This is a genomic window from Burkholderia sp. Ap-955 (genome assembly GCF_011753045.1).
Classification (GTDB): domain Bacteria; phylum Pseudomonadota; class Gammaproteobacteria; order Burkholderiales; family Burkholderiaceae; genus Burkholderia; species Burkholderia lata_D.
The window spans coordinates 70,533-89,968 of sequence record NZ_VWWH01000016.1 but is presented as its reverse complement, the minus strand read 5'-3'; the positions used below and the strand labels follow the sequence as shown (position 1 = coordinate 89,968).

20 protein-coding genes are annotated in these 19,436 nt (G+C 62.4%); 7 read left to right on the top strand and 13 right to left on the bottom strand.

Annotated elements, in window-relative coordinates; all coding sequences use genetic code 11:
* Nucleotides 1–13: 13 nt before the first annotated feature.
* Both F3J15_RS12320 and F3J15_RS12315 read right to left on the bottom strand, forming a co-directional pair.
* Nucleotides 14–316, bottom strand: a complete 303-nt coding sequence (locus F3J15_RS12320) for a hypothetical protein (RefSeq protein WP_240158587.1) — start codon at nucleotides 314–316, stop codon at nucleotides 14–16.
* A gap of 44 nt (nucleotides 317–360) precedes the next feature.
* A protein-coding gene (locus F3J15_RS12315; protein WP_166891241.1) for an IS3 family transposase occupies nucleotides 361–1,463 on the bottom strand; the annotation gives its coding sequence in 2 pieces (ribosomal slippage) (nucleotides 361–452 and nucleotides 452–1,463; 1,104 coding nt in all).
* A gap of 549 nt (nucleotides 1,464–2,012) precedes the next feature.
* On the opposite strand from F3J15_RS12315, the gene F3J15_RS12310 reads away from it, so the two are divergent.
* The 3 genes from F3J15_RS12310 (at nucleotide 2,013) to leuB (ending at nucleotide 4,350) form a co-directional block, all read left to right on the top strand.
* Entirely contained in the window at nucleotides 2,013–2,924 is a 912-nt protein-coding gene (locus F3J15_RS12310; RefSeq protein ID WP_166891238.1) for a LysR family transcriptional regulator, read from the top strand.
* A 167-nt stretch (nucleotides 2,925–3,091) separates the two neighbouring features.
* The gene (locus F3J15_RS12305; protein WP_166891235.1) at nucleotides 3,092–3,271 is read left to right on the top strand and encodes a hypothetical protein; all 180 of its coding nucleotides are present in this window, start codon (nucleotides 3,092–3,094) and stop codon (nucleotides 3,269–3,271) included.
* Between the two features lie 5 nt (nucleotides 3,272–3,276).
* The gene (leuB, locus tag F3J15_RS12300) at nucleotides 3,277–4,350 is read left to right on the top strand and encodes a 3-isopropylmalate dehydrogenase (RefSeq protein ID WP_166891326.1); all 1,074 of its coding nucleotides are present in this window, start codon (nucleotides 3,277–3,279) and stop codon (nucleotides 4,348–4,350) included.
* 45 nt (nucleotides 4,351–4,395) lie between these two features.
* On the opposite strand, the gene F3J15_RS12295 is transcribed toward leuB, so the two are convergent.
* From F3J15_RS12295 to F3J15_RS12245, 11 genes are all read right to left on the bottom strand, one after another.
* Entirely contained in the window at nucleotides 4,396–5,373 is a 978-nt protein-coding gene (locus F3J15_RS12295) for a fatty acid desaturase (RefSeq protein ID WP_166891232.1), read from the bottom strand.
* A gap of 80 nt (nucleotides 5,374–5,453) precedes the next feature.
* On the bottom strand, nucleotides 5,454–6,086 hold the full coding sequence (locus tag F3J15_RS12290) for a glutathione S-transferase N-terminal domain-containing protein (RefSeq protein WP_166891230.1): 633 nt from the start codon (nucleotides 6,084–6,086) through the stop codon (nucleotides 5,454–5,456).
* Nucleotides 6,087–6,224: 138 nt separating this feature from the next.
* Entirely contained in the window at nucleotides 6,225–7,535 is a 1,311-nt protein-coding gene (locus F3J15_RS12285; RefSeq protein ID WP_166891324.1) for an LLM class flavin-dependent oxidoreductase, read from the bottom strand.
* Between the two features lie 104 nt (nucleotides 7,536–7,639).
* Nucleotides 7,640–8,407, bottom strand: coding sequence for a 3-oxoacyl-ACP reductase family protein (locus tag F3J15_RS12280; protein ID WP_345891456.1), 768 nt, complete (start codon nucleotides 8,405–8,407; stop codon nucleotides 7,640–7,642).
* 104 nt (nucleotides 8,408–8,511) lie between these two features.
* Nucleotides 8,512–9,954, bottom strand: a complete 1,443-nt coding sequence (locus F3J15_RS12275; protein ID WP_166891224.1) for an FAD-linked oxidase C-terminal domain-containing protein — start codon at nucleotides 9,952–9,954, stop codon at nucleotides 8,512–8,514.
* Between the two features lie 87 nt (nucleotides 9,955–10,041).
* On the bottom strand, nucleotides 10,042–10,917 hold the full coding sequence (locus F3J15_RS12270) for a fumarylacetoacetate hydrolase family protein (RefSeq protein WP_166891221.1): 876 nt from the start codon (nucleotides 10,915–10,917) through the stop codon (nucleotides 10,042–10,044).
* Nucleotides 10,918–10,926: 9 nt separating this feature from the next.
* Nucleotides 10,927–11,352 (bottom strand): thioesterase family protein, encoded by a 426-nt coding sequence (locus F3J15_RS12265; protein ID WP_166891218.1) that lies wholly within the window; start codon nucleotides 11,350–11,352, stop codon nucleotides 10,927–10,929.
* A 38-nt stretch (nucleotides 11,353–11,390) separates the two neighbouring features.
* A complete protein-coding gene (locus tag F3J15_RS12260; protein WP_166891215.1) occupies nucleotides 11,391–13,214 on the bottom strand; it encodes an acyl-CoA dehydrogenase in 1,824 nt (607 codons plus the stop codon).
* Between the two features lie 53 nt (nucleotides 13,215–13,267).
* Nucleotides 13,268–14,485, bottom strand: coding sequence for a beta-ketoacyl-[acyl-carrier-protein] synthase family protein (locus F3J15_RS12255; RefSeq protein ID WP_166891212.1), 1,218 nt, complete (start codon nucleotides 14,483–14,485; stop codon nucleotides 13,268–13,270).
* Entirely contained in the window at nucleotides 14,485–14,715 is a 231-nt protein-coding gene (locus tag F3J15_RS12250) for an acyl carrier protein (protein WP_166891209.1), read from the bottom strand. Before F3J15_RS12250 ends, F3J15_RS12255 begins: the two co-directional genes overlap by 1 nt.
* A gap of 3 nt (nucleotides 14,716–14,718) precedes the next feature.
* Complete coding sequence (locus F3J15_RS12245; protein WP_166891206.1) at nucleotides 14,719–15,795, bottom strand: beta-ketoacyl-ACP synthase III; 1,077 nt, start codon at nucleotides 15,793–15,795, stop codon at nucleotides 14,719–14,721.
* A gap of 402 nt (nucleotides 15,796–16,197) precedes the next feature.
* Between F3J15_RS12245 and F3J15_RS12240 the strand changes: the two genes are divergently transcribed.
* The 4 genes from F3J15_RS12240 to F3J15_RS12225 are packed head-to-tail and all read left to right on the top strand — an operon-like array spanning nucleotide 16,198 to nucleotide 18,804.
* Nucleotides 16,198–16,485, top strand: a complete 288-nt coding sequence (locus tag F3J15_RS12240) for a DUF1330 domain-containing protein (protein WP_166891203.1) — start codon at nucleotides 16,198–16,200, stop codon at nucleotides 16,483–16,485.
* A 1-nt stretch (nucleotide 16,486) separates the two neighbouring features.
* A complete protein-coding gene (locus F3J15_RS12235; RefSeq protein ID WP_166891200.1) occupies nucleotides 16,487–16,804 on the top strand; it encodes a DUF1330 domain-containing protein in 318 nt (105 codons plus the stop codon).
* A 43-nt stretch (nucleotides 16,805–16,847) separates the two neighbouring features.
* Nucleotides 16,848–18,248 (top strand): MFS transporter, encoded by a 1,401-nt coding sequence (locus F3J15_RS12230; RefSeq protein ID WP_166891197.1) that lies wholly within the window; start codon nucleotides 16,848–16,850, stop codon nucleotides 18,246–18,248.
* Between the two features lie 34 nt (nucleotides 18,249–18,282).
* Nucleotides 18,283–18,804, top strand: a complete 522-nt coding sequence (locus F3J15_RS12225; protein WP_166891195.1) for a flavin reductase family protein — start codon at nucleotides 18,283–18,285, stop codon at nucleotides 18,802–18,804.
* Nucleotides 18,805–19,436 lie beyond the last annotated feature (632 nt).

Genomic DNA, 19,436 nt, shown 5'->3' with positions numbered 1-19,436 from the left:
CCTGGTTGCCGTATTACCAAGTGATGTTGCGGTGTTCATGTCCGATCGGCAGACCCGAACAGATCGGCAGGCCGAAGCCGCCCAGCACGTCGACAAGCATCTGCTCGAGCGTGAAATCCGCGCCGTCCGGGATCGGGCAGCGCGTGAACTGCCCGAGCACGAACGCGCGGGCCCCGTCGAACGCGCCGCTCAGACGCAGTTGCGCCAGGCTGCGGTCGAGCCGGTAGCCGAATTCCGTCACGTCCTCCAGCAGTTCGATCGCGTCGCGTGGGCAAAGCGTATCGTCCCAGTTACCCTTAATCAGCCGCGCACACAATTGAGCCGCCGCATACTTGACCTGAGGCGGAATTTTGTGACCAATCAGGCAGTGAGTCTCACGTCGATATTATTGGAATCCAGCCAGGCTCGACGGACCGTGTCGGGAGGTTGATAGCGATGTGCGCTATGGGGCGGTGTTCGTTGTAGAACTGCCGCCAGCGTTCGATGAGCACCTTGGCCTCGGCCCGGCTGCGGAACCATTCGCGGTTAAGCAATTCGTCACGCAGCTTGCCGTTGAAGCTTTCGACGAATCCGTTTTGCCACGGACTGCCGGACGCGATGAAGGCCGGACCGATTGCAGCGTCTCGCAGCCAGCGCGTGACCTTGGCAGCGGCAAATTCAGCGCCGTTGTCAGACCGAACGAACGTGGGCTTGCCGCACAGCCGCATCAGCCGCGACAGCGTCAAGATCACATCCTGCGACCGCAAGCTGGCGCCGACTTCGATCGCCAGGCACTCGCGGGTGAATTCATCGATCACGCAAAGCATCTTCAACGCCCGCCCGTCCACCAACTGGTCGTGCACAAAGTCGTAGCTCCATACCGAATTGGGTTGTGTCGCACCGGGCAGACGAATGTCGCTACCACAACGACGACGGCGAGGCCGCCGCCGCGGAATGTTGAGCTGCAAGGCCCGCCACATTCGCCGCACGCGCGATTCGCTCAGCGCCAGCCAAGCCGACATACGTCGGTAGCCGAAGCGCGGCACTTCCTGAGCGGCAGCAATCAGTCGCTCGCCCAGGCTCCGATCCTTCTCCGGATGCTTGAGCGTATAGGTTGCCACCCGGCGACTCAGCCCCAGATAGCAACATGCCTTGCGTTGAGATAGCTCCCGCCGAGTCAGGACTTCCAGCGCGTCGCGCCGGCCCGTTGGGGTACTCATTTTTTTCGACCGAATTCCTTCAGGCCGTCGATGACCGACCAGCAATTGCTCGGCGATCAAACGCTTGAGCCGCTCGTTCTCCGATTCCAGATCCTTGAGCCGGCGGGCATCGGCCACATCCATGCCGCCGAACTTGTTGCGCCAACGATAGAACGTCTGTTCCGAGATGTTGTGGCGCTTGCACAGATCCTTCACCGGCTCGTCCCGGCTCTCGGCCTCGCGCAAGATTCGAATGACCTGCTCGTCGGAAAATCGCTTCTTCATCGAGTTCTCCGTGCCTCTAGGATAAAAGAGAACTCACTTGCCGAACGGCTACAAGAAACGTCTCAGGTCAACTCCATCTCGCCGGACGTGGTAGATCGACTCGCTTGAATTTGAAATAATAAAGAAAGGAATTTGAAATAATTATGGTGGTATTTTCAGTTCTATTGTAATGACGAAGTTAGTCATCTACTATTTAATTGTGAATTATAGATCATCACTCCCGCAAACTGTCGGCCACGAGGTTATTCAAAGTCCAATCAGGATGAATAATCCGCGTATCGCCTGAAAAGCGTAAGGTGACCGCATAATTTCCCGCTGCGTACGGTCGGCATCATTATCTCAAATCAGGAGGCGGTCTACGAATAAGAGAAAATTTGACAAACTAATTCTTCTCGCGACCAATATCTTCTGAGAGAGAGATATTGGTGCCGCATCATTGGATTCGGTATCTGGCACAAACGTCGCAGGCCGCCGTACTAATCAGGTTTGCAGTCGAGGAAGTGACTACCGATCCTTCTGCGTCTTTGGGCATTTAAGGCCAGTGTCAAGATGGAAAATTTAATAAGAAAGCTCGACCTGATTTCCCTTCGCCTGTTTGTCGCCGTCTGCCAGGAGAAAAACATTGCCCGCGCGGCTGAGCGCGAATTCATAACGCCCTCAGCCGTGAGCAGACGAATTGCCGAAATCGAAGCACTGGTCGGATTGCCCCTGATCCAGCGCCACGCGCGCGGCATCACCGTCACACCCGCGGGAGAGGTCGTGCGCCGCAGCGCACTTACCATCGCGAGCAATATCAAATTGCTCGGCACCGAGCTTTCGCAGTTCTGCTCGGGCGTCAAGGGCTGCGTCCGGGTCGTTGCCAATCTGTCGTCCATTGTGCAGTTCCTGCCTGAAGACATTGCCGATTTTGGGCACCTGTTTCCCGAGATCACCATCGAACTCGACGAGTGCAGCAGCGCGGACACCCTACGCACGATGGCCAAGCGTGGTGCCGATTTCGGCATCTGCACCGCGGTCAGCGGGATCGACCAGTTCGAAAGCACGCCCTACCGCACGGACCAGTTGTTCGTCATCCTGCAAAAGCAGCATCGCTTCGTGGCGGCCGACTCGTTGAGACTGCGGGAGTTGATCGACGAAGGCTTCGTCGGATTACGGCACGAAACGGCCCTCATGCAACTGCTGGAGCACGAAGCCGCGGCGCTTGGTACGACGCTGAACACCCGGATTCGAGCATGCAGCCTGGACGCCATGTGCCGGATGGTGCACGCGGGGCTCGGCATCGCGATCGTGCCGCAGCATGTCGGCGAACTCTACGTCGATACGCTCGACGTCGTGCTGCGACCGCTCGCGGAGCCATGGGCAGCGCGCCAGCTGTTTCTGATCTCCCACGGGCGAGCGCATCTGAGCGCAGCTGCCGCCACGCTGGCGAATTTCTTGATCCAACGCGAACAGCAGGCCTAACCGGGCGGGCGAAATGCCGGCTTCCGCTCCATTTTGGAGATGAATGCCATGCCGAGTCGGCACTTCGGCATCGGATATGCGGTCACTATAGTGTCCGCTACCGGCACTCGCGCCACGCTGACGTGGACGAACCGGCGATTTCCCGCGCTCGGAACCGGTGCATACCTTTGTCCGCACCGCGCGATCCGGCGCATCGCGCGAGCAACGTGCGCCGCCGCAACCGCTGGGAACCGGCCCATCCTTTCCTGATCTGGAACGACCGCAATGGCGCGCGACATCTCGAAGGACAGGCAGCGGTGTTCGCTGACGCAACACTTTCTCTTCCAATCAACGAGGCAAATTTCTGATGAGTATGAAAATAGCAGTCTTGCCGGGTGACGGCATCGGTCCCGAAATCATCGAACAGGCAGTCAAGGTGCTGAACGCCCTCGACCAGCCGTTCGAACTGCAGGAAGCACCAGTCGGCGGTGCGGGCTATGCGGCACACGGCCACCCGTTACCTGAGTCGACGCTCACCCTCGCCCGATCGGCCGACGCGATCCTCCTGGGGGCGGTGGGCGACTGGCAATACGACACGCTCGAGCGTCCGCTGCGTCCGGAACAGGCGATTCTCGGGCTGCGCAAGCAACTCGGCCTGTTCGCGAACCTGCGCCCGGCAATGCTTTACCCGGAACTGGCCGGCGCGTCGACGCTCAAGCCCGAAGTCGTTTCCGGCCTCGACATCCTGATCATCCGCGATCTGACCGGCGACGTGTATTTTGGCCAGCCGCGCGGGGTACGACGCGCGCCGGATGGACTGTTCGAGGGCAGCCCCGAAGGCTTCGACACAATGCGCTACAGCAAGCCTGAAATTGAACGCGTCGCGCACGTCGCGTTCCAGGCGGCACAACGGCGCGGCAAGCGTCTGTGCAGCGTGGACAAGGCCAACGTGCTCGAGACTTCGCAATTCTGGCGCGACACGATGATCGAAACCGCACGTGCGTATCCCGACGTCGAGCTTTCGCACATGTACATCGACAACGCTGCGATGCAACTGGTACGCGCACCGAAGGCATTCGATGTCATCGTCACCGGCAACCTGTTCGGTGACATCCTGTCGGACGAGGCCGCGATGCTTACCGGCTCGATCGGTATGCTCCCGTCCGCGTCGCTTGACGCAAACGGGAAGGGACTGTATGAGCCCTCGCACGGCTCCGCGCCCGACATCGCCGGCCGGGACCTCGCCAATCCGCTCGCGACGATCCTTTCGGCGGCGATGATGCTGCGCTACTCGTTGGATCTGCACGTTGCGGCCGAGCGCATCGAGCACGCGGTCAAGTCGGTGCTGGAGCAAGGCTTGCGCACGGCAGACATCTGGGAGGAAGGTACCCGCAAGGTAGGCACGCGCGAGATGGGAGACGCAATCGTAGCCGCGCTCACGCGCTGAAGCTCCGCGGCCCCCCCATCGAATCACGCGGGGGTGGGCCGGGAACTACCCGATCGCGCGTTGGACGATCTGCTCGCGGGACGGCACCTGAATGCCGTGGACCAGCCCAGTCTTGCCGAGCAGCCAGATCAGCCAGAATCCCGGATCGATGCGGTGCCACTCGAGACCGAACGACGCGGATCGCGGGAACGCGTGATGATTGTGGTGCCACGATTCGCCGAACACGAACGGCGCGAGCCATGACACGTTGCGGCTTTCGTCCGAAGTCGCGAAGCGGCGCGTGCCGATCAGATGGCATACCGAGTTCAGTGACCACATCCCGTGCGCAACCGCGCAGATGCGAACCATGCCGCCCCACAGGAAGCCCGTGGCGAGGCCCCACCATGAATGCTCGATCAGAGCGCAGCCGACCGCGGGGATCACGAGACCGAGCAGCACCCACTTCCGGTAGTGACGGTTCACGAACATCATCCGCTCGTCGCGCAGCAGATCAGGTGCATATTGCGTGGGGTTCGGAAACGGATAGGCGAGCATCCACGTTAGGTGCGCATGGAGCCAGCCCTTGAGTTTCCCCTTTAATCCGGGCCCGGCGAGATTCGGCGAATGCAGATCGCCTTCATTGTCCGAATACTCATGGTGCCGCCGGTGAATCGCAACCCACGCGACCACACTGCCTTGCGCCGCCATCGAGCCGCAGATCGCGATCACGCTTCGCAATATCGGCCCGGTCTCATAGGCCTTGTGCGCGAACAGTCGATGGAACCCTGCCGAAACGCACAAGCCGGTAACGGCCCACATGACGAAGAATGCGACGACCTCCGGCCAGCCGATCCCGCGAACGAACAGCAGTGACAGCGCACAGAGCGTGCCGACGAACGGACCGACGCCGAACATCAGAAAGTGCCGCTTCTGCAGCTTGTGCAGGTGCGGGCTGTTGATCATCCGCCGCCCGCCCGCGTCGCTGCTCGACGCCCCGGGCACAGCGGCGTTGTTGTCTTCGTTATCGTCCAGGTTCTGCGACATGCCGATCCTTATCTCTCAAGTTCCAATCCACGATTGCTCCATTTCCGGTCAAACCGGCCGGCCCCGACACACAGGAATCGTCACCAAATCGAAATGTTTTCCGCACGGATCGTCGCGGCAACCGCGGGACGTGCCTCCATGCGCTTCGCATGCGCGCACCAATGCCCGTATTGCCCCATGTCCAGCTTCAGCTGATTGCCCCATTTGAAGAAAATCAACAGCGCGGGATCGACGATCGAATAGCCGTCCGGCAGCGCCCACTCACACCCGGTCAGCCGTTCATCGATCGCCGCGTAGGCCGCGAGGATGTTTTCGGTACCCTTGTCCTTGACGCCCGGCCGCCCCGCTTCCTCGTCCGTAAAGCGCTCGGGACGAATATGCTGGCTGATCGGTCCCGCCAGGATCGTGCTCAGCCAGTTGGTCCACTCGATCGCGCGGGACGCGCCCATCGGCGTTGCCGGCACAAGCTTGCATTCGGGATGGGCGAGCGCGAGGTAATACATGATCGCGGACGATTCCGTGAGAATCTCCGTGCCGGTGTCCAGCACGGGAATCTTGCCCTTGGGATTGATGCGCCGGAATTCCGTCGACTGGGTTTCGCCTTCCTTGATCGAAACCTGGATGGCCTCGAAGGGCACGCCCAGTTCACGGAGCACGACATGCGGGGCAAACGACATATGGCCCGGGCAATAGTACAGCTTGAGATTTTCCATCAGGACTCCACTCTTTCATCGACGAACTGCAAGTTTCCCCTTCATCGACGAACCTGGGGCGCCGGCATCGAACCTGCCGACTGCGGCGCATTAACGATCGTCATGACCATGCCAGGAACGCACGACTAGCGACCCCGTTCAGCGGCTCGCCGGACGCGGCAAACCCATGTTCTCGCGCAGAGTCGCGCCTTCGTATTTCGTGCGGAACAGGCCGCGTCGTTGCAGTTCCGGCACGACCATGCGTGTGAAGTCGTCGTAGCCGTCCGGGGCGCTGTGGAACACCATCATGAAGCCGTCACACGCATCCGTGACAAGCCACTCTTCCATCTGGTCGGCGATCTCCGACGGCGTGCCGATCATCTCGCCGATGCCTGAACCGGCCGCGCGCTTCGCCAGTTCCCGCACCGTCAGCCCTTCACGTCGCGCGAGCTCGATCCACTCGCGTTGATGCCCCTTGCTCTGCTCGGTTTCGGGGATCTCAGGAAGCGGCTTGTCGAGATCGAACCGGGTTGCGTCCACACCGAGCTTCAGCGACAGATTGGGAAGGTTGCTGTCGACGTGCACGAGGTCATCCATGAACTGCTTCTTGCGGTAGGCCGCTTCGCGCGTCTCGGCGACGTACACCTGATTCGCCGGCAGTATCTTCAAACAGGACGGATCCCTGCCGGCCGCCGCCGCACGTCCTTTCACATCCCGGTAGAAGCTGCGCGCGGTATCGATGTTCTTGGCGTTGCCGAACACGAGATCGGCGGACTCGGCGGCCATCTGGCGCGCGGCGTCCGACGCGCCGGCCAGTGCTATCACCGGCCAGCCCTGCACCGGTCGGGCGATGTTCAGCGGGCCCTTCACGGAAAAATGCTTGCCCTTGTGATTGAGCGGCTTTACCTTGTCCGGATCGAAGAAGATCGCTTGCTCCTTGTCCATCACCAGCGCATCGTCGCCCCATCCATCCCACAATCCGGTAACGACCTTGAAGAATTCCTCGGCGCGCTCGTAGCGCTCGGCGTGCGCGCGCGCGGACTCGAGTCCAAAGTTGAACGCCGCCTCGGGGTTGACGGTCGTGACGATGTTCCACCCGGCCCGGCCGTTGCTCAGATGATCGAGCGACGCAAAGCGTCGCGCGGTGAGATAAGGCTCTTCGTAGCTCGTCGTACCGGTCGCAATGAGGCCGATGTCGGTCGTGCATGCGGATAGCGCCGACAACAGCGTCAGCGGCTCGAACGACGTAATCGTGCCGCTTCGTTTGAGCGCGTTGACCGGCATCGACATCACCGCAAGGTGATCGGCCAGGAATACCGCGTCGAAACATGCATCCTCGAGCTTCTTGACCAGCCCCTTGATGGTCGCGAAATCGAAGTTGGCCTGTGGAGCAGCATCCGGATGAAGCCACCACGCGCTATGAAGACTGATAGGCCGCATGAATGCGCCCAGGCAAAGTTTCCTATTCATTACGTTATCCATAATATTATGAGTTTTCGATCACCGGCACTTCACTTTGGCCAGCCCCGTCGCGGATCGATCCCGAGCGGCAATGCGCGACGCCCCCGGCGGGACTACGCGATCAACCCGCCGTCCACGACAAGCACCTGACCGGTGACATAGGACGCGTCTTCGGATGCCAGGAAAGCTACCGTTCTCGCGACTTCCTCCGGCGTCCCGAGGCGTCGCATCGGGATGCGGTCGGCGGCTTCCTCGAGCCGGCGTTCTCCAAGCGATTGCGTCATGTCGGTTGCAATGTAGCCCGGCGCAACCGCATTGACGCGCACGCCGCGCGACGCGCATTCGGCGGCCAGCGCCCGCGTCAGCCCGATCAGGCCGGCCTTGCTCGCGCAGTAGTTGGTTTGGCCTGGCACGCCGATCAGTCCCGCGACCGATGCGATGTTGACGATCGCACCGCGCCGCTGCGCAAGGAAATGCGGAATCGCCGCCTTGCATCCGTAGAAGGAGCTGCCAAGGTTCGCGTCGATCACATCCTGCCAGTCGGCGATGCTCAACCCGCTCACGCCGCGGTCTTTCTTCATGCCCGCATTGTTGACCAGCACGTCGAGACCGCCGAAGCGCTCGATACATTGATCGACGGCCGAGCGCATCGCGTCGCTGTCGCGCGCATCGGCGCGTATGGCGACAACGCGGCCGTCGTCGAATTCGTCGGCCAGCGACGCGGCGATCTCGCTGTTCGAGAGATACGTGAACGTCACGCGATAGCCTCGGCGTGCGAGCTCGCGGACCACCGCCGAGCCGATACCCCGAGAACCGCCGGTAACGAATGCCGCACGCTCGGTGCTGGATCGCGTGTTACTCAGTTCGTGATTCGTATTCACCGCTGGCCCCATCCCTGAATGAGTGTCATTCGTCGCGCGCGTGACCGGCCGCACGACGCATTCGAACGATCCCGGCGCCCAGGCCGGATTCGCGACTGGCCACGTCAGCCGGCTACGGCATCGGTGGTTTGCCCGTAGAGGATTTTTCCCGGATTCAGGATGTTCTTCGGGTCCAGAGTGCGCTTGATCGCACGCATCATCTCGAGCGCGCCGTGACCGGCCTCTCGGACCAGGAAGTCCATCTTGTGCATACCGATCCCATGCTCGCCGGTACAGGTGCCGTCGAGGCGAATTGCGCGCTCCACCAACCGCCGATTCAGCGATTCGGCAATCTCGCGCTCCTCGGGCGATTCCGGGTCGATTAGATAGCCGAAATGAAAGTTGCCGTCGCCAACGTGCCCGACGAGAAAATACGGCAATCCCGTTGCATTGGCCTCTTCCACCGACTCGAGCAGGCATTGCGTAAGGCGGCTGATCGGCACGCACGCGTCCGTGCTGACGGCCCGGCACCCCGGCTTCGTCTGAATCGCGGCGAAGTAAACGTGGTGACGCGCCGCCCAAAGGCGCGAGCGTTCCTCGGTGCTCGTCGCCCATTCGAACGAACCTCCGCCGAACTCGTCGGCGATCGCTCGCACCGTCTCGGCCTGCTCGACCACTCCGCTCGCGGTCCCGTGAAACTCCATCAGCAACATCGGCGCTTCCGACAGCGCCAGCCCGCTGTATGCATTGACCATCCGGATGCTGTTCGCGTCGATCAGCTCCATCCTCGCGATCGGCACGCCCGCCTGGACGATCTGGATCGCCGTGCGAACAGCCGTCTCGATCGACGGAAACGAACACACGGCGGCAGACTCGGCCTCCGGCAACGGATGCACGCGCAACACGATTTCAGTGATCACGCCGAGCGTGCCCTCGCTGCCGACCATCAGGCGCGTCAGATCGTAGCCGGCGCTGCTCTTCTTCGCGCGCGTGCCGGTGCGGATCACCTCGCCCGATGCCATCACGACCTGCAGCGCAAGGACGTTCTCGCGCATCGTTCCGTAGCGCACCGCGTTGGTACCGCTCGCGCGTGTCGCGCACATCCCTCCGATCGACGCGTCGGCGCCGGGATCGACCGGAAAGAAGAGACCCGTGCCCTTCAGTTCCCGGTTGAGCTGCTTTCTTGTCACCCCCGGCTGTACCGTCACGGTAAGGTCGTCGGTATCGATCGCGAGCACCCGGTTCATCCCGCTGACATCCAGGCTGATGCCGCCCTCGACAGCCAGCAGATGCCCCTCGACCGACGAACCCGCGCCGAACGGGATCACCGCGACCTCATGGCGCGACGCGGCCTCGACCGCGTCGACGACGTCCTGGGTGCTGTGTGCGAACACCACGGCCTGCGGCGGCGCCACGTCGACGAACGGCGATTCGTCCCGGCCGTGTTGCTCGCATACGGCGGCCGCCGTCGATACCTGCGCGCCGAACCGGAGCTTGAGCTCCTCCAGCATCTGCTCCGGCAACGGACGGCTGCGCCCGGACCTCCCGATACCCTCGTGATTTTCCATTCGTTGAAGCCTTGATGATGAGTATGGATACGCATGCTCCGATGCCGCGCAGCGATCGCGCGGCTGTCAGACGATGCAGGCAATACGTCAAGCGGATACGGCGACCGGTGCATGTTCCCGGCAGTGCTGACGTTGGACGCCGAGTCCGGCGATCTCCGTCTCGACCACATCGCCCGCGCGCAGATAGGGCTGCCCCGGCCGGGTGAGCGCCATCCCGCCCGGGCTGCCCGCGAGAATCACGTCACCCGGCTCGAGGATCACGAAGCGACTCAGGTAATGCACCAGCTCCGCGACGCCGAAGATCATGTCGCTGGTGTTGTCGTCCTGCATCAACTGCCCGTTCACGCGGCAAGTGAGCCGCAATGCCCCCGGATCGGCAACGTCGTGCGGCGTGACGAGCCACGGCCCGAGTGGCGCGAACGTCTCGAACGACTTGCCCTTGAACCACTGCCCGCCGCGCTCCAGCAGCCAGCTCCGCTCGGAGATGTCGTTTGCCGTGCAATAGCCGGCGATGTGCGCGCAGGCATCCGCCGGGCTTTGCAGATACTGCGCGCGACGGCCGATCACGATACCGAGCTCCACTTCCCAGTCGGTCTTCACGGCGCCGGGCGGAATGACGATGTCATCATAGGGGCCCGAGAGCGCGTTACAGGCCTTGGTCGAGACGATGGGCTCGTCGGGAACCGCCATGCCGACTTCGGCTGCATGCCGATGGTAATTCAGACCGATCGAGATGATCTGGCGCGGACACACCGGAGGACCGATTCGCTCACTCTCGACATCCACGCTCGGCAACGTGCCGCCCTCGCGTACGAGCCGCTCGGCCAGCCTGTCGATGAACGCGGGATCAAGTGCATCGCCCGCCCAATCATCGACCCATGCCGAAAGATCCCGTACCACACCGTCCGCCCCGAACGCACACGGGCGCTCGCGGCCTGGCAAGCCTGTCCGCAGTAGACGCATGTCTGGCTCCTAGGCCTTGATCGCGCGGCGATCGTCGAAGAAACGTTCCAGGAACGCGACCTCGCGCTCATTGAGACGGCGCGGATGGCGGCTCTCGTAGCAATAGGGCGCCATCGTCGTCGACGCGAGCGCGTAAAGCGTGTCGCCGTCCCTCACCTCGTACTCGATCGTGACCGAGGCAGCGTTGATCTCCGACACCCACAGGTGGATATCGACCGGGGCATGGCGATGCACGAGCGGGCTCTTGTACGCGATCGAGTGCCGCACGACGACCGAGCCACCGCTGAAGAACGCATCGCCGTCCTGCGAGCCGAGCCGCCAGATCAGGTCGACCCGGGCCTCTTCCAGCAGTCGCAGAAAGGACACGTTGTTGACCACGCCATAAACATCCATGTCGGCCCAGCGTACCGGGCACGGATAAACATGCACCGCCATTCGTCACTCCCTTGTTTCGGATCAGGCTATCGCACGCGTCAGCGTACGTTTTCCCCAACCTGGCGGCAGAACTCCGTCGCGTAGTCGTCGAACGCGATCGGCGCGCGAAGCAGCTCCGGTGTCAGTGCAAAACCGTCGATCAGCATCGGGACATGCGCTCGCAGCGACATGCACAGCCGATCGGCGGCCGCCGGCAGCGACAGCACCTGTTGCCCCTCGAGCACGCCGTGCGCCATGTACCAGCCGGCATGGCGCTGCAGCTCGCTGATCCCGAACAGCGAGCCGAGCAGATTCAGCGCCTGCCCGACCTCGGTGTTCCGCGCGCGGGCCGCGGCCCCGCTGAGTTCCTGCAATGCGACCCGGATTCCGTGCAGTCGAGCCATCTCGATTGCATCGTTGATCACGTCGTTCCACGCATCGAAGTAACCCTTGTGCTCTGACTGTTCCTTTTTCTCGCGGATCGAGGTCCACAGCTTGTACTCGCGGAAACGGAGCAGCTCTATCAGCCATTCGCAGTCCGTCACGTCACCGCTCGCGCATTGCTGCGGCGCCGGAACACTTTCTCGCCACGGCTGGGCCAGCATCTGACCGGCGGTCGTCGACAGCAGCACCGGGTTGTCGCCTTCGGCGGTAACGACACCGGGCAACAACGTGCCGAAATCGATAATCCGGTTGATGCCGAAGATCCCCTGCGCGCCGCACCGTTCGCGACACAGTGTGACGATCGCGTCCACCTCCCACGTGACCACCGGCTTCAGGATGTTGATCAGGGTCAGCACGCGCGGCGACGGATCGTCGATTTCGCGCACATACTCCCGCTTCACGTAGTTCGCAAACAGCGTGAGCCCGTAGACCTTCGCAAGTGCCGTGAACGTCGCGAGCTGGTGGCTGCGATACTCGATGATCGGCATCTCGTTCGTGCCGGGCGCGTTGGTCAGTCGCTTCTGCGCGTAGCGCAACGCGAGGTAGACGCTCGCGCGGCCCAGCGCTGCCGCCGAACTGGACACGCACAGCCGCCCCGGGACGATGCGGGACATCGCCTTGTGGAACCGTGTACGCGAATTGGCGATCGCGGGCTTGAACTTGCCGTCCTCGGTGATCTCCGCCATGTCGCCGAGGATGACGTTGCGCGCGGGAATGCGAACGTGATCGAACCAGGTCAGGCCGTTGTCGAGGCCCTGCACCGGCTTCTCCGGGCAAGGCACTGCACGAATGCCTTCACACAGCCCGGCTTCGGTGGAAATCCGCACGAGAAACGGGAACACACCGCAGTCGACCCCCTCGACCTTCAGCCGCGCCATCACGATCGCGATCTTCGGGATATCCGAAAAGCCGCTGTACGACATGAATTTCTGAGCCATCTGGTCCGGCGTGTTCAGCACGAACGTGCGCGTCGCATGGTCGTAGACCGCTTCCGTGCGCAACGCCGCCACGTTGTTGCCATAGCCAAGCTCGGTGGCCATGTACGGGCTGAACGACGTCAGCGAGTTCAGCTCGCCGACATAGTCGGCGATGTCGTCGCGCTTCGCCGCGTGATCGAACACGGTGCCGAGGCTCAAGTTGTTGTGAACCATCACCAGCGAAAAGCACGACACGTCCATCAGGCCGCACCACTCCGCGAGGGCATACAGGCGCAGCGGGTTGCGCAGGATTTCGAGTGGCGCTTCGAGCTTGCTATGCAATTTCCGGCTGCGCTCATACGACAGGCGGCCCGCCTGTGCCAGCGTCAGATTCGGATGATGCTCGAACACCGGATCGAACAGTGCATTCCGAATATCCTCGTGCACGGTTTCAAAATTCCCGTCGAATACGATCCCGACCAGTTCGTCGCGAGCGGAGACGGTGTCCGTCTCCGCGTACATAGCTGCTGCCGTTGACATAGTGTCCCTCTGAGTGCCTTTCTGGTTGCGCGTCGTTATGCGCCAATGACTAGTGATACGTTTTGCCCGCCGAATCCGAACGAGTTTGAAAGCGCGACTGGCGTGTCCAGCCGCCGGGGCTCCCCGACGACGAGATTCAGATCGATCCGCGGGTCCGGATTGCGCAAGTTGGCAGTCGGCGGCGCATAGCCTTGCGACGCGGCCAACGCCGCATACACGGCCTCGACTGCACCCGCCGCGCCGAGCAGGTGGCCGGTGACACCCTTCGTCGAGCTGACCGGAACGCGCGCACCGAAGAGTTCGCGAATGGCAGTCGCCTCGACGACATCATTGCCCGGTGTCGACGTGCCGTGCGCGTTGACATAGCCAACCATCGACGCGTCGATCCCGGCATCCCTGAGCGCGGCCTGCATCGCGAGCGTCGCTCCGAGCCCTTGCGGATGCGGAGACGTGACGTGATGCGCATCTGCCGATGCGCCATAGCCGAGCAACCGGGCTCGCGCACGCGCGCCGCGGCGCAGTGCGTGTTCGTCGGACTCCAGCACGACGATGCCGGCGCCCTCGCCGATGACGAAGCCGTCGCGCGCGGCGTCGAACGGACGAGACGCGGTGCCGGCATCTGGGTTGCGCGACAACGCCCGCATCCGCGCAAACGCCGACACGTAGAATCGCGTAATCGGCGCCTCGCTGCCGCCCGCAATCACGATGTCTGCTGCGCCGCTGCGCAGCAGCTCCTTGCCCAGACCAATCGCCGATGCGCCCGAGGCGCAGGCCGAACAAGGGGCAAAGCACGGCCCTCTGGCGCCGAGCGCGATGGCGACCTGCCCGGCCGCCATGTTGAGGAGTCCCATCGGCAGGGTCAGCGACGAGATGTCGTCCGCGCCTTCGTTCAACAGCACCGCATGCTGCGCTTCCAGCGTCAGGGTGCCGCCCGCGCCCGACCCGATGATGACCGCGACGCGGCTACTGTCCTCCCACTGCCCGGGTTCGAGACCGGCATCGCGTACCGCCTCTCGTGCCGCCAGCAACGCGAACTGAGAGAAACGATCCCATTGCCATGGATGGGCCAGGCCCAGATCCATCGACTCGAACCCCGGCACCCGGCACGAGATCCGGACAGGCAAGTCGTCGAGCGCGGCATCGGTGGTGGCCGTGGCCGCGCCGGACAGCACGCGCTGCCAGTTGGCCGCGACGTCCGTGCCTGCCGACGTCACGAGCCCCAAGCCGGTGATTGTGGCCGAGAACGGCTGCATCACATGCTTCCGTTGGCCACGGCCAGGATATCGCCGATCTTCGAGATTTCGTACAGCTTCGCGTCGCTGATTTTGAGATCGAGCTTGCGCTCGAGCAGTACGGCGAGATCGACCTGCGACAGCGAATCAAAGCCGAGCTGCTCGAGCGTTGCATCCGGAACAATCTGGCTCGGATCGATCTTGAAGCGTTCCGAAACGACTTTCGCCAGGGATTCGATGGTCACGTGCATTTCTTACTCTCCTACGTAGGTTTGTTCAGGTTGTGGGTTTGAGCTTGCAGAAGCTTCGGATGCCGGCCATTCAATACCCTCGACTTCAAGCCTGGGCCAGGTCATCACGGTCGAGCCCCATGACAGGCCCGCACCAAATGCGCTGATCACGATACGATCGTCCGCGACAAGCCTGCCCGCATCGGCCAACTCCGTGAGCAACAACGGGATCGACGCGGTGACTGTGTTACCCACGCGTCCGATGTTCACGGCGATCTTGTCGTCAGGAAGACCGAGTTCGTAGCCGATCGTATTGAGGATCCGCACGTTCGCCTGATGTCCGACGAACCAGTCGATGTCGTGACGCGACCATTCGGCGCGTGCGAGCACCCGCTTCGCCGACTCGGTCATACGGGAGACCGCATGGCTGTAGACCTTCGCGCCGTCCATCTGCAGGTACCAGTCCTCGATGGCCAGCTCGCCATGCCCGAGACCGCTCGACGCGCGCTGCCTGGAACCGCCCGCATTGATCGAAAGCAGGTCCGGCCATTCACCGTCGCTGCCCAGATCGAACGCACCGAGGGCGCCCGGCTCGTCGGCACCGCCGACGCGCAACACGACGGCGCCGGCGCCATCGCCGAAGATAGGCCGAGTGTTCCGATCGTCCGGATTGACCATCGTCGTGAACGCCTCGGCACCGATGAACAGCACGTGCCGCGCGATGCCGGCGCCGATGAGGCCGGCCGCAGTCGCCAGGCCGTAGACGAAGCCGCTACAGGCGGAATTGATATCGTAGGCCGCCACCGTGCCCAGACCGAGCCGTGTGGCCACCTCCGGCGCAATCGCCGGGCAGATGCGGTCAGGCGATGCAGTCGCCACGACCACCGCATCGATCGGCGGATAGCTGGCCGACTTCAGCGCGCGGGCGCCGGCCACGATCGCGAGATCGCGGGTGGACAGGCCATCCGTCACCATCCGGCGCTCGACGATCCCGGTCATTCTTTCAATCCAGTCCGACAGGCGCTTTTTTCCGAGAACCCCTTCGTTGGTGACTACATTCGGTGGAATGCAGCCACCGATGCCGCACAACACTGCGTTCATTTGCGCCCCCTGGGGATTTGTCGAGCTTGACGAAGGATCACGACGCCGACACGCCGACGCCGAAATCGCATTTGTCTCTGAAACGATTTTTTTGTAGAACTAATTTAATCGCTTCAGATGCCACGCAGAATCATATATATCTCCAGGCGAAGAATGCTCGGTCGCCTGGGGACTCGCTGCGACAACGCTTCGCAGTCTAGCGTAGCGCCAGAAATGGAGGCATCTCAAACCGAGAGGTCACGCATCACGATTCGTCAACCGACGCCGGGACGAAGCGGGTAATGTGACGAGCTTGAATCGCCATGTCGTGCGACTTGGGCCGCCGTCCATCTCATTTTTCCGAGCCCTTGCCGGACTACCTGGACGACGAAGCCAATCAAGAACCTGAGCAGGAGAAAAACGATGGCAAGAGGCTACATTATCGGCAATATCAGCGTTTCCGATCCAGAGGGCTTTCAGCATTACATCGACGCCGCGACGAAGGCGATCCAGCACCATCGCGCAAAGTTGCTGGCACGCGGCGGGCGCTGCGAAGTCCTCGAAGGCGACGGTACGATGCGCAACGTGATCCTCGAGTTCCCGTCCTATGAGGCGGCGCACGCATACTATTACTCACCCGAGTATCAGGCCGCGATGAAGTGCCGCGCGGGCAAAGCGGTGGCCAACATCGTGGTCGTGGAGGGAGTGTGACATGGCGAAAGGCTATTGGATCGGTCACGTCGACGTTCACGACACCGACGGATACCAGTCCTATATCACCGCAAATGCGGAAGTGTTCGCGAAGTACGGCGCGCGCTTCCTGATTCGCGGCGCGCCTCATGTCGTCAAGGAAGGCGCGAGCCGCGCCCGCACGGTCGTGATTGAGTTCGATGACTACGCGACGGCGCTTGCCTGCTACGAATCGGCCGATTACGTGAAGATCAAGGCAAAGCGCGACCCTTACTCGACGGCGGACGTGCTGATCGTCGAAGGCTATGACGGCCGCCAACCCGGCGCGCCGAACAAATGAGCGTTTGCACGTCGCACCTCCTTATGAACAACCCATCGAGAAAATGACTGACGGCCTGCCCAATCCTCAACGCTCGTTTGCTTTTGTAACGATCGCGATTGCGATCATCATGGCGGTGCTCGACAGCTCGATCGTCAGCGTCGCCCTACCCACGATCGGCCGCGATCTGGCGGTGTCGCCGGCCCTCGCCATCTGGGTTGTCAATGCGTACCAGCTTGCGATCACCGTCTCGCTGCTGCCGCTGGCCGCACTCGGCGACATCGTGGGCTACAAGCGGATCTACTGGTCCGGGCTCGCGGTATTCACCGCGGCCTCGTTTGCCTGCGCCAGCGCGCATACGCTGCCGGTGCTGACGTGCGCGCGCATCGTCCAGGGGCTTGGCGCGGCAGGCATCATGAGCGTCAATATCGCATTGGTGCGTTTCATCTATCCGAAGGCGCAACTCGGCGTCGGTGTCGGGTACGCGTCTCTGGTCGTCGCCGTGTCGTCGGCGGCAGGACCGAGCGTTGCATCGGCGATCCTGTCGGTGGCGCACTGGCAATGGCTGTTCCTCGTGAACGTGCCGCTCGGTCTGCTGGCGCTCGCCATCGGCGCTCGCGCGCTGCCGATTACTCCAGCGTCCAGCAAGCACCTCGACAAGCTGAGCTCGGTTCTCAACGCGATCACATTCGGTTTGCTCATCTCGGGACTGGCAACGTTCAGCGAAGCCGGCTCTACGCAACGCGGGGTCATGATGGTCGCCGGCGCACTGGTGGTCGGTACTGTGTTCGTGCTGCGCGAAAGGCGTCTCACTGCGCCATTGTTGCCGATCGACCTGCTGTGCATGCCGGTGTTCGCGCTGTCGATGGTAACGTCGATCTGCTCGTTCGCCTCTCAGACGATGGCCCTGGTCGCGCTACCGTTTTATTTCGAGCAGACGCTCGGCCACTCCGAGAGCGTAACCGGCTTGCTGATGACGCCCTGGCCGTTGATGACCGCGCTGATTGCGCCAATCGCAGGCCGGCTCTCCGACCGCATGCCGGCCGAACGCATCAGCAGCATCGGGCTGCTCCTGCTCGGTAGCGGCCTTGCGACGCTCCATTGGCTCGGTGATTCACCGTCCCCGTTCGACATCGGCTGGCGACTGGCCGTGTGCGGCCTCGGCTTCGGTCTGTTCCAATCGCCAAACAACCGCGTCATCATGGGCAGCGCACCTCGCGAACGCAGCGGTGGCGCATCCGGCCTCCAGTCGCTGGGCCGACTGCTGGGCCAGTCGATCGGTGCGGTCGTAGTTGCCATCGTATTCGGTCTCGTACATGACCGCCCCGCCATCCTGATAACGTCGATCGGTGCCGTGCTCGCACTGGTAGCCGCAAGCTCCAGCGTCTTCAGACGGGTGCAAGCCCCGGCGCAAGACGAAGCGGTGCCAGCGATTGCGTCCCGACCGCTGGCGTCGGACCGATAACCTGCTGATCCCCGTTTTCACGATACCGCTGCCCATGTCCACCCACGACACTGTCACCCGCCCCGACTGCGGCTCCTCGGTCGATACGCGTGCGTTGCGAACCGCGCTCGGCAGCTTTGCCACCGGCGTCGCCATCATCACTGCGCGCGCGCCGGACGGCTGCGTGATCGGCCTGACCGTCAACTCGTTCAACTCGGTGTCGATGGAGCCGCCGCTCATCGTATGGAGCCTGTCACGCACCAGTTCCCGATTTGACGCGTTCCAGCAGGTCACGCACTACGCGGCACATGTGCTCGCGCTCGACCAGGTAGAACTGGCACAGCGATTCGCGACGAGCGTCGGAGATAAATTCCTCGGGTTGGTCGTGTCGCCGGGGCTGGGAGGAGCGCCGCTCCTTGAAGGCTGTAGCGCACGCTTCGAATGTCAAATAGCATCGCGCATTGATGCGGGCGATCATCGGATGTTCATCGGTTCCGTCGAGCGGTTTTCCGCGGTACCCCGCAAGCCCCTCGTCTACCACGGCGGGCGATATCGGGAATTGAGTGCGCAGGACTGAAGGCAGGCGCCAGCGACAGACGCTAATATGCGAAGCCGCGCATCGTCATGCGTTCGTATGGGGCGACAACCTCGACACACCGGCATTCCGTGGCGGCCTGGTTCACGCGTCGCTGCGCTACCTGCAAACGCTGGTGGTGCAGGGCGGGCGAGCGTAGACGCTATCGCCGCCGGAGGACGGCATCCACAGAAAGCAGTTGTTTGAATGGCGCGGATCCCAACCGTCCATCGCCATCGCTTTCTTCTATCGCGAATACGCTTTGCCGTATGTCAGCCGCCCGCGACAAGGCGGTCGTTAAATGTCTGCGCGCCCAGGCACGGGACCTTGCAAACCGCCGGGGGAGAAACGGCTGTGCTCACCGTCAAATGAGACGTCAACGATACGATGCTATCGATCGAAAATTGTGCAAAAGCTCTTCGTTCGCAAGGATTAACCTCGTATCCGCTCGGGATGACACAAATTTGGCTGATAGCCGCTGATATGTCGCCTTTTATTCAAAGACAACATATTGAGACTGCGGACATCTTTTCTGAGAGCCAACAACAAGCCCGCAACCCCATCCCACCCCTTCCCCCCCGTACCGGTATTCGTCAACCCAACTGTACCGGTACTGTACAGAAAACCGTCGCTAA